Genomic DNA, 14860 nt, shown 5'->3' with positions numbered 1-14860 from the left:
GGGGCGGACCGCGCCCCTCTCGCACCCGCACCCGCACCCCGGTCCGTCCGTTCCAGCCCGCCAGGAGGCCGTCATGACACCAGCCCCGCGCACCGAAGGCGAACCACCCCCGGCGCCGCCCTCCGCGCCACGCACCCTGCCGCAGCTCCTGGAGCGCAACGCGCGCCTCCACCCGGACCTGCCCGCCCTGTCCTGGAAGGAACCGGGCGGCACCACCGGTTCCACCCTGACCTGGGCCGAGGTCCACGACCGCACCAGGCGGCTGGCCGCCGGATTCGCCGCACTCGGCGTCGGGCGCGGCGACCACGTGCTGCTGATGATCGGCAACCGGCCCGAGCACTGGCTGTCCGACCTCGCGCTGGTCCGCCTCGGTGCCGTACCGGTGAGTGTGTACGGCACCGCCGCGCCGGGGCAGATCACCCACATCGCGCGCAACTGCCGTGCCGCGGTGGCCGTGGTGGAGGGCGCCGCCCAAGTCGCCGTGTGGGAAGCCCTGTTGGATGACGACGACACTCCCTTGTCCCGGCTCGTCGTGGTCAACGCGGGCGAGGAGGGCCGCCATCTGCCCTGCGCGGCCCTGGCCGCCGAACCCGTCCCGGACGAGCTGGACAAGGAACTGGACGGGGCGCTTCCCGACGATCCGCTGACCGTCGTCTACACCTCCGGCACCACCGGTGAGCCCAAGGGCGTCGTGCTGACCCACGCCCAGGTGCTGGCCAACGCCCGTGCCCTGGACGCGGTCGTGGAGCTGCCGGCGCACGTCGAGCACATCTGCTACCTGCCGTTCGCCCACATCGCGGAGCGGATGCTCGGCATCTACCTGCCCTGCCACCGGGCCTCGCACGTCCATCTGTGCGCCGACCCGACCGCCGTGGCGGGCGTGGTGCGCGAGGTGCGGCCCCGCCAGTTCTTCGGGGTGCCCCGCATCTGGGAGAAGCTGGCCGCCGCGGTGCGCGCCGGCCTCGCCGCCCTGCCGGCCGAACAGCGCGAGGCCGTCGAGAGCGCGGCGGAGATCGCCCGCGAGCACGTCGCCTTCCGTGAGCGCGGGGAGCAGCCGCCCGCCGACCTGGAGGCGGCCTACGACCGCTGCCGCCGGGAAGTGCTCCTGCCGCTGCTGGCCATGGGCGGCCTCGACCGGGTGACCTGGGCGGCCAGCGCGTCCGCGCCCATGGCCCTGGACGTCGTGCGGTTCTGGGCGGGGCTCGGCGTCGTCATCATGGACGCCTGGGGCCTGACCGAGACCACCGGTGTCGCCACCGCCAACAGCCCCAAGACCGGGTTCCGGCTCGGCTCGGTGGGGCGTGCCGTCTCCAGCGTCCGGGTGCGCGTGGCCGAGGACGGGGAGCTGGAGGTGCGCGGGGAATCCGTCTTCGCGGGCTACCTCCAGGAGGACGGCTCGGTCCGCTCGGCCCTGGACGGGGAGGGCTGGCTGAGCACCGGAGACATCGGCCGGATCGACGAGGACGGCTATGTCTGGGTCACGGACCGCAAGAAGGAGATGATCATCACCTCGACGGGGAAGAACGTCTCCCCGGCGCTGGTGGAGAACACGCTGAAGGAACACCCCCTGATCGGGCAGGCGCTGGTGCACGGCGACCGTCGCTCGTACCTCGTCGCGCTGCTCGTCCTGGACGCCGAGGCGGCTCCGGCCTGGGCCACCGCGCACGGCATCGAGGACACCGGCCCGGCCGCGCTGGTGACGCACCCGGTGATCCGCGAGGAGGTGGAGCGTGCCGTCGCCGCCGCCAACGCACGGCTCAACCGGACCGAACAGGTCAAGCGGTTCCGTCTGCTCGACCAGGAATGGGGCCCGGAGACCGGGGAGTTGACCCCGTCCCTGAAGCTGCGCCGGAGGATCATCGGCGACAAGTACGCCGACGCGCTCACGCAGTTGTACGACGACTGATCACCGCCTCAACGACGAGGGCCTCCGGTCACCCGCAGCTCGCGCGGGTGACCGGAGGCCCTCGGTCATGAGGTCATCAGGTCATCAGGTGATGCGTCACAGCCCGTAGCTCTTGCCGATGATGTCGCGCTGGATCTCGCTGGTTCCGCCGTAGACGGTGGAGACGACGGCGGCCCGCAGATGGCGTTCCATGCCGTACTCGGTGGCGTAGCCGTAGCCGCCCATCATCTGCATGCACTCCAGGGTGACCCGCTTCGCGGTCTCGGTCGCCTTGAGCTTGGCCATCGACGCCTCGCGCGGGAACAGCCGGTCGGGTTCGGCGTCGCAGTCCAGGGCCACCTCGCGCACCAGCAGGCGTGCGCACTCCAGCTCGGTGGCGAGGTCGGCGACCCGGTGCCGCAGTGCCTGGAAGGACCCGATGGGTCGGCCGAACTGCTCGCGCTCGCCGAGATAGGCGACGGCGTCGTCGAAGGCCCGGCGGGCCAGCCCCAGCATGTTGGCGGCCAGGAACAGCCGTTCGTAGTTCAGCCCGGCCATCAGCTGGCGCCACCCCTGGCCGACCTCGCCGACGACGGCCCCGGCGGGCAGCCGTACGTCCGTGAGGAACACGTCGTTGACCTCGCGGCCCCCCATGGTCTCGATGCCGCGCGTCTCCACACCGGGGGTGTCCATGGGGACGTGGAACATGGTCAGACCGCCGTGCTTGTCGTCGCTCGTGCGGGCCACGAGGAGCATGCTGCGGGCGATGTGGGCGTTGGAGATCCACGTCTTCTGCCCGTTGACCAGCCAACCCCCGTCGGGCAGGCGCTCCGCCCGGGCGCGCAGGGCGCCGACGTCCGATCCCGCCGACGGCTCCGACATGGCGATGGAGAGCACCGTGCCGCGCGCGGCGGCGCCGAGGACCTCGCGGCGCTGCTCCTCGGTGCCGAACCGTTCGTAGGCCTTGGCGGTGATGACGGTGGTGACGAAGCCGCCCGCCGGTATCAGACCGTAGGCGCACTCCTCCAGGAACACGCAGGCGTCGGCCAGGCCGCCGCCCGCGCCGCCGTACTCCTCGGGCAGGCAGACGCCGAGCCAGCCGAGGTCGGCGAGCATGCCGTAGATCTTCGCGTTGTGGGGCTCCCGTCCGCCCTCGGTGAGCGCCTCACGCTGTTCGCGGGTGCCGCACTCGCGCTTGGCGAAGTCGCGTACGGCGGCGGCGAAGTCGGACTGCTCGGGGGTGAGACGGCTTCCCATGGGGGCCTCCAGGACCGGTCAGGTACAGTCGGATACAGCGAGGTACAGAGATATGAATTATGTATCAATGTTGCGTTCGGTGGCTGTGCCGGTACCGTGAAAGGCACCATGAAGACTTCTGCTAACGACTCCCTGCTGGCCCGCGCCATCGCGCGGCCCGAGACAGAGGAAAAGCTGGCGCGGCAGATCCTCGACGCCGCTGTGGAGCAGTTCACGACGTTCGGCCTGCGCCGCTCCTCGGTGGACGACGTCGCGAAACGGGCCGGAGTGTCGCGGGTGACCGTGTACCGGCGGTTCCAGAGCAAGGACGGCCTGGTGGAGGCCTGTCTGCTGCGCGAGGGGAGCCGCTTCTTCCAGAAGCTGGACGCCGCGGTCGCCGCGCTGCCGACCATGGAGGACCGCATCGTCGAGGGCTTCGTGGTCGCCCTGCGGTACACCAAGGCCCACCCGCTCTTCGGGGGGCTGCTGCGGCTCGAACCCGAGGTCGTCCTGCCGTACATGACCGTGCAGGGCGGGCCCTCGCTCACCGCCACCACCGACTATCTGACCGCTCATCTGCGCCGAGCCCAGCAGACCGAGGGCCGTCCCGAGTCCGACCCCCGGCCGGCGGCCGAGCTGATGGTGCGCGTGGCGGTGTCCTTCCTCCTCAACCCGGCCAGCTGCATCGAGCTGGACGACGAGGAGCAGGCGCGCGCCTTCGCCCGCCGCTACCTCGCCCCCCTGCTCCACGCCTGAGGGCCCGTCGGCCCGCTCAGCGCCTCCGGTGCAGCGCGCGGGCCAGGGCGATGGCACGGGCCTTCGCGGCGGCGGGGGTCCGGAAGGACGTCAGGTCGACCGGGGCGGCGAACCGGCGCACGGTGACGGACTGCGGCGCGGTGAACGCCCGCAGCCCGTCCGCCCCGTGGATCCGGCCGAACCCCGAGTCGCCCGACCCGCCGAAGGGCAGCGCGGGCACCGCGGCGAAACCGAGGACCGAGTTGACGGACACGGCCCCCGCCCGCAGCCGCGCCGCGATCGCCGCGCCCGCGCGCCCGCTGCCGCAGAACACGGCGGCTCCCAGCGCGTAACGGGAGGCGTTGGCCCGCGCCACCGCCTCCTCGACGTCCGCCACCGCGTTGATCACCACGGTCGGACCGAACGTCTCCTCGGTCACCGCGGGCGAGTCCTCCGGCACGTCCGCCAGCACGACCGGCCCCACGAACGGACCCGCCACCGACTCCACCCCGCCGAACGCGGCGTGCCCGCCGTCCTTCAGAGCGGCGTCGACGTGCCGCCGTATCACCTCGGTCTGGGACGGCATGGTCATCGGCCCGTACACCGCCCCGGCCTCCGCGCCCGTCCGCAGCGCGCGGGTCCGCTCGACCACCTTCGCGCAGAGCGCCTCATGGACCTCGCGCACGGCGTAGACCCGTTCCACGCCCGCGCAGGTCTGTCCGGCGTTGCCCAGCGCGCCCCAGACGACGGCGTCCGCGGCGGCGTCCAGATCGGCGTCGGCGGTGACGACGACGGCGTCCTTGCCGCCGCACTCCGCCAGGAACGGCGTCAGCGACTCGGCGCACACCGCCATGACCTTGCGCGCGGTCCCCGGCGACCCGGTGAACGCGACCTTGTCGACCCCGGAGCGCGCCAGCGCCTCACCCGTCGACCCCGGTCCCGTGACGACCGTCAGCAGATCGGCGTGCTCGGGCACGGCCGCCGCGAACAGCTCGGCCAGCAGCACGCCGGTGCCCGGGGTGTACTCGGAGGGTTTGAAGACGACGGCGTTCCCGGCCGCCAACGCGTAGCCGACGGACCCCATGGGCGTGTACACGGGGTAGTTCCAGGGCCCTATGACGCCGACGACCCCCAGAGGCCGGTGCACGACCGTCGCCGCCTGGTTGGCCGCCACCAGCCCGGCCCGCACGCGGCGCCGGCGCAGGACCTTGTGCGCGTTGCGGGCGGCCCAGCCGAGTTGTTCGAGGGTGAGCAGCACTTCGAGCTGCGCGTCCTGCCGCGGCTTGCCGGTCTCCGCCGCGACGACGTCCGCCAGGCTGTCCAGGGAGGTCGCCAACTCGCGCTTCCAGGCGAGCAGATGGGCCCGGCGCCGGGCTGCCGGGAGCTCCGCCCAGCGCGTGGCCGCCCGCCGCGCCCGCTCCACCGCGTCGGCGAGGTGCCGGGGCCCGTGGACGGGATGGCGGGCGAGCACCTCACCGGTGGCCGGGTCGCACGAGGCGAAGGTGCCGTCCGGGGCGGTGTCGGCGGTGGTGTCCGGGGTGGTGTGGGTCATCCGTGCTCCTGAGGTGAGGTCTCCTCGGCCAGTGGTGTCCGCGGCCTGGTCTGCGCCCAGTGCGGGCCGAGGTCGTCGAGCGTCCAGCCGAAGGGGTAACTACGGGGCTTGGGTCGGTGCGGCCACCACTCCGGGCGGGCCGGCAGCAGCCGCACCACCGCCGCGCGCAGCCGCAGTGCGCGATGGGCCGCGACACGCAGCCGGCGCGACGGGCGGGGCAGTCCGAGCGCGGTCAGCAGCGGGTCGTCCAGCAGGGCGAGGGAGAAGCGGGCGACCAACGGGCGCAGCAGCCGCGGGTACATGCCGGTCACGACCCGCAAAGTGGCAGCGGCGACGCGCCGGTTGGCCGGGTCGTAGGCGAACATCTTCCGCTCGTAGGCGTCATGGAAGTGCTCGAACCCGGCGTAGTCGTCGGGCAGGTCCGCGATGCCCATCATCACGCCCATGCGCCGTCCCACCAGAGCCAGGCTCTCGGTCTCCTCGGGGGACAGGGCCCGCCAGCCGTAGAGGTCGATCCACCGCTTCGGGCCGACGACCGTGGTGGCCAGGACGTACAGATAGTCCTCGTTGGGGATGCGGTAGCGGCCGTGGATGCGGTTGAGATGGCGGGCGGTGGCCCTGCCGTGGTCGGAGTGCATGCCCTCGCGGACCAGCTCGTAGGCGATCAGCACCGTGTCGTCGTACCGCTTCTGCCCCGCGCGTTCGAACTCCTGCGTCCGGTCCAGGAGTTGTGAGATGCGGGGGACGCCGTAGTCGCGCAGGAACGCGACGGACACCCCTTGGAGGTAGTCCCAGGGGAACTCGTACTGGGTGAGCCACCAGAAGATCTGCTCGTAGTCCTTGTGCGGGTCGAGTCGCTTGATGCGGCGGAGCCGGCTGTAACGGCCCATGGCGGTTCCTCCTATCGGGGCCGGCTGTGTGCGCTGAGGTCGGTGAAGCCGACCGTCTCGGCGTCGACCAGGACCTGCCCGGCCTCGACGGCGGTGACCGACAGCTCGGGCAGCTGCACGGCGATCGGCAGATTGGCCGGGACGACGTCGGCGCCGACGCAGATGCGCGGGGTGCCGACGCCGAGCACGGGGATGGTGATCGAGCCGGTCAACTCGGTGACGTAGACGTCGACCTGGGGGATGTCGAGGTCGACGTCGATGGTCTGGGTCTGGCCGGGTGTGTCGAGGCGGAAGGTGTAGTCGTCCGCGACGAGCCGGTCGGCGTGCACCCACAGCACCTTCAGCCGTCCGCCGTCGGAGGTCGTCAGATAGGTCGCCCCGTGGATGATCGCGCCGTACGCGGTCAGGCGGTCGGCGCCGACGGCGGGGTAGAGCCGGTTGACCGGGTAGGTCGCGCGCGGGCGGCCGGGCTGGGGGCCGACGACCACGGGGGGCCGCAGGGCGGTGAGGTCGTCGGGGTCCTCCGGCGTCTCGCCGGGGACGGCCTCGTCGGGGTTCGGCAGTCCGCCGGTGTCGACGCCGGTCAGGCAGGGGAGGGTGACCTGGGCGGCTCCGGACGCGCCTTCTCGCGGCTCGGTTCCGGGGGTCGGGGTCGGGCTCGGGGTCGGGTCCGGCGCGGCCGGAGCGGAGGGGGACGGTGACGGGGCGGACGTGCCGGGGGACGGCGAGGGCACGTCCCAGGGCCAGGTGAGCGTAGGCCAGGGCAGGGGGAAGAGGTCGGCGCGCGGCGCGGCGTACGCGGGCCGGGCCGAGGGGAGCGCCGCTGCCGCCAGCAGGGCGCTGACGGCCATCAGGGCGGCACCCCGGGCACGGCGACGGCGCCGCCCCGCACGGTCCGCCTCGGCTTCCGGGACCGGCGACCGCTCCTTCGCGGCGTCGGCGTGGTCCGCGTCGGCTCCAGGTACCGGCGCCCGCTCCTCCGCCGGGTCGGCCGGATCCCCCGCCGGGACGGGGTCGGGCATCCAGCCGAACGCCAGGGAGGACCCGATCAGGCCCGCCGCCATCCCGACGCCGAAGCCGCCCAGGTTCGTCGTCGCCATCGACGTCAGGGAGGCGACCGCCGTGACGATCGACACGAACATCCGCTGCTCCGGCTTGAACAGGAAGAACAAGCCGCCCGTCACCAGGACGACCCCGATGCCGACCGCCGACATCGCGCCGACGCCGATCCGGATCATCAGGGGCAGCGGGGCGAGCGGGATGGCGACCATCTCGACACCGCCCGCGACGACCCACACCGCGGCCCAGAACGGCCGCCGCCTGCGCCAGCCGCGCACCGCGCGCCGCACCCGGGGCGCGGGCAGGGCGCGGTCGAGCCAGTCGCCGGTCTCCCTGGCCAGCTCCGCGAGGAAGCCGAGGACGAAGGTGAACATGAGCCGGGTCCGCCCCTCGGCCGTCAGAAGCACTGCTCGCCGGTGCGGCTGAACTCGATCTCCAGCTTCTCCAGCGTCAGGGTGCCGCCGTTGGCGGAGTACGCGGTGCTCCGGACGTCACGGGCGACCGCGGTGGCCGCCTGGACGCCGAACACGCCCGCCGGACCCCGCACCCCGGGTGCGCCGGTGAGCGTGGAGGCGTCCCGGCCGGCCTCGACGCCGGTGACCTTTCCGCCGGCGCCGGTCAGGGCGTCCGCGTTGACCACGAGGTCGGTCCCGGCGAGCGGCTTGTCCGCGCCCGAGCGGACCAGCATGGCGATCTCCCCGAGCAGGGGCACCTTCTGCTTCAGCGACACGCACACGTCCGAGACGGTGCCGCTCTTCACCGCGGCGAGCAGCACCGGCTCGGCGTCGTCGGCCGAACCGCCCACGGAGGACGGGAAGGAGGACACGCCCTGAGCCGTGACCTCGGACGCGGACACCTTGAACGCCGTGCCGGAGACGGCGAACGACGCGGCCAGCGCGCCCTCGGCCAGGGCGACGCCCAGAGCGCCCACGGCCAGGGTGCACGGCACGAACATCAGCGCGCTGCGCCTCCAGCGGGTGCGTCCCTCACCGAGTCTTTCCTGCCCTGTCGCTGGCTGACTGCCGCTCATGCCGGGTCCTTCCGGGGGGAACATCGAGAGTCGAAGATACAAAAACTATTGACTTGTTTCTCGGGGCGCGTCAATACTCCGGACACGACGGAGCAACGGAGGTGCCATGACCGGTCTGCCGCACACGTCCGCCGCACCAACTGCCGACAACGGAAAGCCACTTGAGGAGCCGTCGCGGATTCGCGCACCACGCCGGGGCGACCCCGTGTGGCGCGTCTTCGGCGACGCCCGGGCCACCCTCATGGCACCGCAACTGCTCCTGCTCCAGGTCTCCCACCCGGTCGTCGGCGCGGGCGTCGCCGACCACAGCGCCTTCCGCGCCGAACCCTGGCCGCGCCTGATCAGGACGCTGCTCTCCCTCACCACCGTCGTCTACGGCGGCCAGGCCGCGGCGACCGCCGAGGCGCGCAGACTGATCCGCGTGCACGCGCCCATGAAGGGCACCGACTCCGAGGGCCGCCGCTACCACGCCCTCAACCCCGAGGCCTACCACTGGGTCCACGCCACCCTCGTCAAAGGACCGGTCGACGCCCAGAGGCTGTTCGGCAGGGCGATGACCGACGGCGAACTCGCCGAGTACTACCGCGGCATGCGGGACGTGGGCCGGGTGTGGGGGCTGCGGGACCACCATCTGCCGCCCGACTGGCCCTCGTTCGTCGAGTACTACGACGAGATGGTCGCCCACCGCCTGGAACGCAACCGGTCGGTCCAGGACGTCCTCGACGAACTCGCCCGCCCCGCGAAGCCGTTCCGGTGGATTCCCGGACCGCTGTGGCGACCGGTCGCCCGACTCGCCGCCCACTACGCGCTGCTGGTCACCGTCGGCACCCTGCCACCCGTCCTGCGCACCCGGCTGCGCCTGCCCTGGAGCGCCCGCCAGGAGCGCTCCCTGCGACGCTTCGCCCGCCTGGTCCGCCTCCTCGCGACGCTCACACCGCCCCCGTTGCGCATCGCCGGCTCCCTGGCCATCGCCTACTGGGCCACGCACCGGCCCGGAACCGACGCCGCCGCCCGGCAGCCGCTCGGGGCGTGGTGACGATGACGGACCGCCCCGGACCCGAGCCCTTCGCCCCGGGATCCATCCTCTGGGACATCGCGGGCGACGTACGCCTGCTGCTGTCGCTGCCCGCCGCACTCGTGCTCCAGGTCGCCCACCCCGCCGTCGGCGCCGGCGTCGACGACCACTCCGTCTTCCGCACCGACCCCTGGGGCCGCGCCCAGCGCTCGCTCGGCTCCCTGCAACTGTGGGTCTACGGCGGCGAACAGGCCCGCGAGGAGGGGCTCAGGCTCCGGCAGCTGCACAAGGGCATCTCCGGCATCGACACCCGGGGCCGCTCCTACCACGCCCTGGCACCCGCCTACTACGCCTGGGTGCACGCCACGGCGTACCCCGGCTTCCTGCGGGCCGCGCGCTACCTCTCCGACCCGCTCGACGACGCCGAGGAGCGCCGCCTCTACGACGAACTGCTGCGCCTCGGCGACATCCTCGGCATCAACCGCCGGGACATGCCCCGCACCCCGGAGGAGTTCTGGCCGTACTTCGACACCATGGTCAGCGAGGAGCTGGAGCCCACGGTGGTGGTGAGGGAACTCCTCGACCCCAGGCGCCGCATCGCCCTCCCGCCCGGCGCGCCCGCCCTCCTGCGCCTCCTGTGGCCCGTGCTGCGGCCACCGCTGGGCCGCCTGCACGTGTTCGTCACCATCGGCCTGCTCCCGCCCGTCGCCCGGGCGTGGCTCGGCCTGCCCTGGACGCGCCGGGACGAACGCCGGCTGCGCCGCTTCGGTGCCGTCGTCCGCACCCTCGTCCCGCTCCTGCCGGAGCGGCTGCGCTATCTGCCCCTGGCGTACCGGGCCCGACGCGCGGCGGGCCATCGGGCGCCCTGAGACGCGCCGGAGCCTGGCCGCTCCGGAAGGCTCAGAACGAGGTGACGACCACCCGGGCCACGTCGGGGTCGGCGAGGGCGGCGTAACCGGCGTCCAGGTCGGCCAGCGCGATGCGCCGGGACACCAGCTCGTCCAGGGGCAGTTCACCTCGCAGATACAGGTCGGCGCAGCGGGTGATCCCGCGGCGCGGGTCACCGGCGCCCATGATCAGCCCCTGGACGCGCTTCTGCTCCAGCAGCAGTCGCGGCAGCGAGAGCCGCAGCTCCGCGCCGCCCGGCGCCAGCCCCACCAGGTGGATCCCGCCTCCCAGTCCCGTCATCCGCAGCGCCTGGTCCGCGGTCGCCGCCGTGCCCACGAGGTCGAAGGCGTGCCGCACCCCGCCCCCGGACAGCTCGCGCACGGCGCTCACGGCGTCCGTGCGCGCGGAGTTGACGACATGGGTGGCACCGAAGGCGCGGGCGCGCTCCAGCTTGCCGTCCTGGACATCGATCGCGACGATCGGCGAGGCCCCGGCGAGCCGCGCCGCGCTCACCGCGCTCAGCCCGACGCCCCCGGCCCCGATCACGGCGACGCTCTCACCCGGCGCGACCCGCGCGCCGTTGAACACCGAGCCCACCCCCGTCAGCACCCCGCATCCCAGCAGGGCGGCGGGGGCGAAGGGCATCTCCCGTGGCACGGACGTCAGTTGGTTCTCATGGACGAGCGCGTGCCGGGCGAAGCCGCCGAGGCCCATGCCCTGCGTGACGGGTTCTCCGTCCCGGCTGAGTCGCGGGCGGTCCCGGGCGGGATCGCGCAGGGTGGCCTCGGGGTGAGCGCACTGATATGTCCGGCCGTCGTGGCAGGCCGCGCAGGCGCCGCACCACTGCACCAGGCACCCCACCACATGGTCGCCGACCCCGAAGGCGGCGGCCCGCGGGCCGAGCGCCACGACCACGCCCGCGAGCTCGTGCCCCAGCACCAGGGGCAGGGGCAGACGGCCGGGATTGTGGGTCGCGAGGGTGAGATCGGTATGGCACAGACCGGCGGCCCGCACCTCCACGAGCACCTCGCGGTCGGCGGGTTCGGCGATGTCGATGTCCTGGAGGACGAAGCCCTCACCGGCCTTCTCCACCACTGCGGCTTTCACGGACGGACTCCCTCTCCGGCACCCGCCGTCTCGGCGGTGCCGGGGTCAGACGCGGTCGAGGACGAAGTAGAAGAAGGGGCCGTCGCCGAAGCCCTTGCCGTTCATGATGCCCATGAGCGTGTCGTCGTCGACCCGCTTGAAGTGGTCGAAGACGGCCTGGCCGTCGTAGACCATCGTGGCCGTCGACTCGCCGCGGAACTCGACCATCCACAAACTGGCCTCGCCCTTGCCGAGTTCGGTGTCGGAGTACAGCTCGCCGTCCTCGCCCCGCAGGATCAGCGGCTTGGCGTCGTGGACGGCCACGAAGGTCTTGCCGTACCAACCCGAGCGCGCCAGCTTCTTGTTGAGGGGATGCCCGGTGTCGAAGCCGGTGCCCCGCCAGCGGCCGAGGATCGCCTCGACGCGCACGGTCGGCAACGCGGCCCAGACGGAGTCGAGTTCCTCGTCCGAGACCGCGGAGTCCTTCTCGCGCAGCACGGCGAACCGGGAGCGCGCCTCGTCGATGTCCATAGCTCTCCTCGTCTCTGAGAAACAAACAGTCGTATTGTGTCTCACTGTTTCCCGTGAGGGTAGAGGTCTCACATGTTCTCGGCGCCCGCCCTGATCGCCGCCCGGATGCGGAAGTACGTCCCGCAGCGGCAGATGTTGCGCAGGCCGTCGAGGTCGGCGTCGGTGAGGTCGCGGCCCTCCTCCCGCACCCGCCGGACCAGCGCGACGGCGGCCATGATCTGGCCCGGCTGGCAGTAGCCGCACTGGGCCACGTCCTGGTCCAGCCAAGCCCTCTGCATCGGGTGCAGTTCCTCTCCCGCCGTGGCGGCGAGCCCTTCGATCGTGGTGATCTCGTCCGTCGGGGCGAGCGCGCCCACGGGCACCGCGCAGGGGTTCACGGCCCGGCCGTTGAGATGGCTGGTGCACGCCTTGCAGACGTTGATGCCGCAGCCGTACTTGGGGCCGGTGACGCCGAGGACGTCTCGCAGCACCCACAGCAGGCGTACGTCGTCGGCGACATCGACGGTCACCTGTTCGCCGTTGAGGCGGAAGGTGTGGGTGGGCACAGGACCTCCAGAGGGTCAACGCACGTGGTCCAGACCGTCGGTGGGCGACGGCGGGACGGGCGGGACGGTGGGCTTGGGCTCGAACGAGAGGGTGCCGTGGTTGATCGGGAACGAGGTCGGCATGGTTCCCGTGGCACGGCCGTAGGCGCAGGCGACGGCTGCCGTCGAGGCGGCGACCCCCAGCTCCCCGGCGCCGCCCGGTTCACCCGTCGTGGTTGGCATGACGACGACGTCCAGCTCGGCCGGGGTGTTCCACTGGCGTGTGTAGAAGTAGTTGTCCCAACTGGCTTCCAGGAAGGCGCCGTCGCGCAGGTGCAGGCTGGAGGTGAGGGCCAGCGCGATGCCGTCCATGACGCAGCCGGCCATCTGCGCCTCCAGGCCGCGCGGGTTGACGGTCAGCCCGACGTCCACGACGCACACGGCCTTGGTGACGCGAGGTCCGCCGACGCCGTCTCGGACGGGCCGGTGGACGGTCTCGGGACGGCAGTCGATCTCGACCAGCACCGCGTTGGCCGAGTGGTACTCGGTGTGCAGAGCGATCCCCTGCGCCATTCCGTCCGGCAGGGACCGCCCCCAGTCGCCGGACTCCGCGGCCTTCTCCAGGACGGCCCGGGCCCGGTCGTCCCGGAGCAGGCCGAGCCGGAACCGGTAGGGGTCCTTGCCCAGTTCGCGGGCGAGCCGGTCGATCATGAGCTCACGGGCGCAGGTCACGTCGGGGGAGTAGACGTTGCGCATGCTGCCGGTGTTGAAGCCCTTGTCCGTCTCGCTCAGCAGCCGGCTGGTGACGCCGATGTCGTACGGCATGGACTGGGAGAGCTGGAAGAAGGTCTCCGCGAAGCCGATGTCACCGACCGGGAGTTGCGCGGCGAAGGCGGTGAGGATCTCGCCGAGGCCGTGACCGAGGTCGGTGGCCACGCTGGTGTGCCGTTGCCGGTAACCGAGCACCGTGTCGCCGAGGTGGGCGATGTGGACGCGGGAGGTGGCCATGGGGTGGGCGCGGCCCTGCCGGACGTCGTCGGCGCGATGCCACATCAGCTTCACCGCCTTGCCCAGCTTCCGCGAGATCTCGACGGCTTCGAGCGCGGCGTCGAAGAACAGCTTCCGGCCGAAGGAACCGCCGCCCTCGGTGACATGGACCGTGACCGCGCCGACCGGCAGCCCCAGCCGGGCCGCGATCGACTCCTGGGCGACGATCGGCGCCTTCAGGCTCGACCAGACCTCGGCGCGGTCGGGGCGGACGTCGGCTATGGCGCAGTTGGGCTCCAGCGCGCTGTTGCCGCGGAAGGCGAAGGTGAACCTGCCCTCCACGCTCGGGGCGAGCGGCGGCACTCCCAACGGCAGCTCGGCGGAACGGAGTTCGGCGAGCACCGACGTGTCGGACTTTCCCGCCGCCGTGCCCGCCTTCCATGTCACCCGCAGGGCGCGCACCGCGTCGATGCACTGCCCGAAGGTCAGGGCGCGCACCGCCACGCCGGTGGAGATGACGACGAGGTCGGTGACGCCCGGCAACGCGCGTACCTCGGCCGCGTTCGCCACCGAGACGACCGTTCCGTTGATCGTCGGCGGACGGCACACCATGGTCGGCAGGGCGCCCGGGACGTCGAGGTCCATGGTGAAGGTCTTGCGTCCGGTGACGGCGGCGAGGGCGTCGATACGTCCGTGGGGCCGGCCGATGACGGTGAACTCGGAACGGGGTTTGAGGTCGACGGCCATGCGGAGGGTGTCCTGGCTCGCCGCCCGCCCGGCCAGTTCCCCGATGCCGGCGCTGCGGCCACCGGGGCCGGTGACCATGCCGCCCTCGAGCGTGAGGTCCGCGACGTCGGTCCCCCAGTCCTGCGCCGCGGCCCGCAGCAGCCGGCCACGGGCGACGGCCGCGGCCACCCGGACCGGGGTGAACGTCGAGACGGTCGTGTTCGACGCCCCCGTGAGCTGGTTGAAGACCAGCTCGGGCCGGGCGTCGGCCAGGGTGATCCGCACCCGCTCGACGGGCACGTCCAGTTCCTCGGCGATGAGCATCGCCGTCGAGGTCGTGATGCCCTGCCCCACCTCGGTCCTGGGCAGGGCGAAGGACACGGTGCCGTCCGGGGCGACCTCGACCGTGATCAGCGCGGAGGTGGGCGCGGCGGCCACCGTCATCACGTCGTTGAGGTCGAGCAGTCGGGTGAGGTCGGGTGAGGGGACGCCCGCGTGGGCCGGTGGCGCGGGCAGGAGTTCGGCGGCGGTCGTCAAGGTGGTGGCGGCCAGGACGTAGCCCAGGAACCGGCGCCTGCCCGGACCGTGCGGGCCGGGCTCCGGCTCCGGCGCGTGAGCCTTGCCTGTCATCTCTGCGTCCTTCCGGGCGCCGGGGTGCCCGGCTCGGGTGCGGGGCACGGGACTTGGGGTACGCGGCGCGGGGCCACCGGAGAAGG

At 72.7% G+C, this 14860-nt stretch carries 13 protein-coding genes; 4 read left to right on the top strand and 9 right to left on the bottom strand.

Annotated features, from left to right (window positions below):
- The first annotated feature begins 73 nt into the window (after positions 1-73).
- A complete protein-coding gene (locus tag ACIPSE_RS28625) occupies positions 74-1906 on the top strand; it encodes an AMP-dependent synthetase/ligase (protein ID WP_401667771.1) in 1833 nt (610 codons plus the stop codon).
- A gap of 96 nt (positions 1907-2002) precedes the next feature.
- Here ACIPSE_RS28625 and ACIPSE_RS28620 read toward each other — a convergent pair whose 3' ends face one another.
- Entirely contained in the window at positions 2003-3142 is a 1140-nt protein-coding gene (locus ACIPSE_RS28620; RefSeq protein ID WP_401667769.1) for an acyl-CoA dehydrogenase family protein, read from the bottom strand.
- A gap of 108 nt (positions 3143-3250) precedes the next feature.
- Between ACIPSE_RS28620 and ACIPSE_RS28615 the strand changes: the two genes are divergently transcribed.
- Positions 3251-3877: a TetR/AcrR family transcriptional regulator gene (locus tag ACIPSE_RS28615; RefSeq protein ID WP_401667767.1), complete on the top strand. Its 627-nt coding sequence runs from the start codon at positions 3251-3253 to the stop codon at positions 3875-3877.
- A gap of 16 nt (positions 3878-3893) precedes the next feature.
- Here the strand turns inward: ACIPSE_RS28615 and ACIPSE_RS28610 are convergent, their stop codons facing one another.
- The 4 genes from ACIPSE_RS28610 to ACIPSE_RS28595 are packed head-to-tail and all read right to left on the bottom strand — an operon-like array spanning position 3894 to position 8387.
- Positions 3894-5408 carry an aldehyde dehydrogenase family protein gene (locus ACIPSE_RS28610; protein WP_401667764.1) on the bottom strand — a complete coding sequence of 505 codons (1515 nt, stop codon included), beginning with the start codon at positions 5406-5408 and terminating at the stop codon, positions 3894-3896.
- Positions 5405-6298 carry an oxygenase MpaB family protein gene (locus ACIPSE_RS28605; protein ID WP_401667761.1) on the bottom strand — a complete coding sequence of 298 codons (894 nt, stop codon included), beginning with the start codon at positions 6296-6298 and terminating at the stop codon, positions 5405-5407. Before ACIPSE_RS28605 ends, ACIPSE_RS28610 begins: the two co-directional genes overlap by 4 nt.
- 11 nt (positions 6299-6309) lie before the next feature.
- Positions 6310-7731: a DUF6114 domain-containing protein gene (locus ACIPSE_RS28600; RefSeq protein WP_401667758.1), complete on the bottom strand. Its 1422-nt coding sequence runs from the start codon at positions 7729-7731 to the stop codon at positions 6310-6312.
- A 23-nt stretch (positions 7732-7754) separates the two neighbouring features.
- Positions 7755-8387 (bottom strand): DUF6230 family protein, encoded by a 633-nt coding sequence (locus ACIPSE_RS28595; protein WP_401667756.1) that lies wholly within the window; start codon positions 8385-8387, stop codon positions 7755-7757.
- Positions 8388-8493: 106 nt separating this feature from the next.
- Between ACIPSE_RS28595 and ACIPSE_RS28590 the strand changes: the two genes are divergently transcribed.
- Both ACIPSE_RS28590 and ACIPSE_RS28585 read left to right on the top strand, forming a co-directional pair.
- A complete protein-coding gene (locus ACIPSE_RS28590) occupies positions 8494-9423 on the top strand; it encodes an oxygenase MpaB family protein (RefSeq protein ID WP_401667753.1) in 930 nt (309 codons plus the stop codon).
- A 2-nt stretch (positions 9424-9425) separates the two neighbouring features.
- Positions 9426-10271, top strand: coding sequence for an oxygenase MpaB family protein (locus tag ACIPSE_RS28585; protein WP_401668286.1), 846 nt, complete (start codon positions 9426-9428; stop codon positions 10269-10271).
- A gap of 31 nt (positions 10272-10302) precedes the next feature.
- Here the strand turns inward: ACIPSE_RS28585 and ACIPSE_RS28580 are convergent, their stop codons facing one another.
- The 4 genes from ACIPSE_RS28580 to ACIPSE_RS28565 all read right to left on the bottom strand — a co-directional run bounded on the left by ACIPSE_RS28580 (position 10303) and on the right by ACIPSE_RS28565 (position 14774).
- Positions 10303-11397 (bottom strand): zinc-binding dehydrogenase, encoded by a 1095-nt coding sequence (locus ACIPSE_RS28580; protein ID WP_401667750.1) that lies wholly within the window; start codon positions 11395-11397, stop codon positions 10303-10305.
- A 45-nt stretch (positions 11398-11442) separates the two neighbouring features.
- Positions 11443-11907: a DUF4334 domain-containing protein gene (locus ACIPSE_RS28575; protein ID WP_401667748.1), complete on the bottom strand. Its 465-nt coding sequence runs from the start codon at positions 11905-11907 to the stop codon at positions 11443-11445.
- 68 nt (positions 11908-11975) lie between these two features.
- Positions 11976-12452: a (2Fe-2S)-binding protein gene (locus ACIPSE_RS28570; protein ID WP_401667746.1), complete on the bottom strand. Its 477-nt coding sequence runs from the start codon at positions 12450-12452 to the stop codon at positions 11976-11978.
- 15 nt (positions 12453-12467) lie between these two features.
- Positions 12468-14774, bottom strand: coding sequence for a molybdopterin cofactor-binding domain-containing protein (locus tag ACIPSE_RS28565; RefSeq protein WP_401667743.1), 2307 nt, complete (start codon positions 14772-14774; stop codon positions 12468-12470).
- Between the last annotated feature and the right edge of the window lie 86 nt (positions 14775-14860).

Origin of the sequence: Streptomyces sp. NPDC090106, assembly GCF_044747265.1 — a bacterium.
In the GTDB taxonomy this organism is placed as follows: Bacteria; Actinomycetota; Actinomycetes; order Streptomycetales; family Streptomycetaceae; genus Streptomyces.
This window is presented reverse-complemented; position numbering and strand designations above follow the sequence as displayed.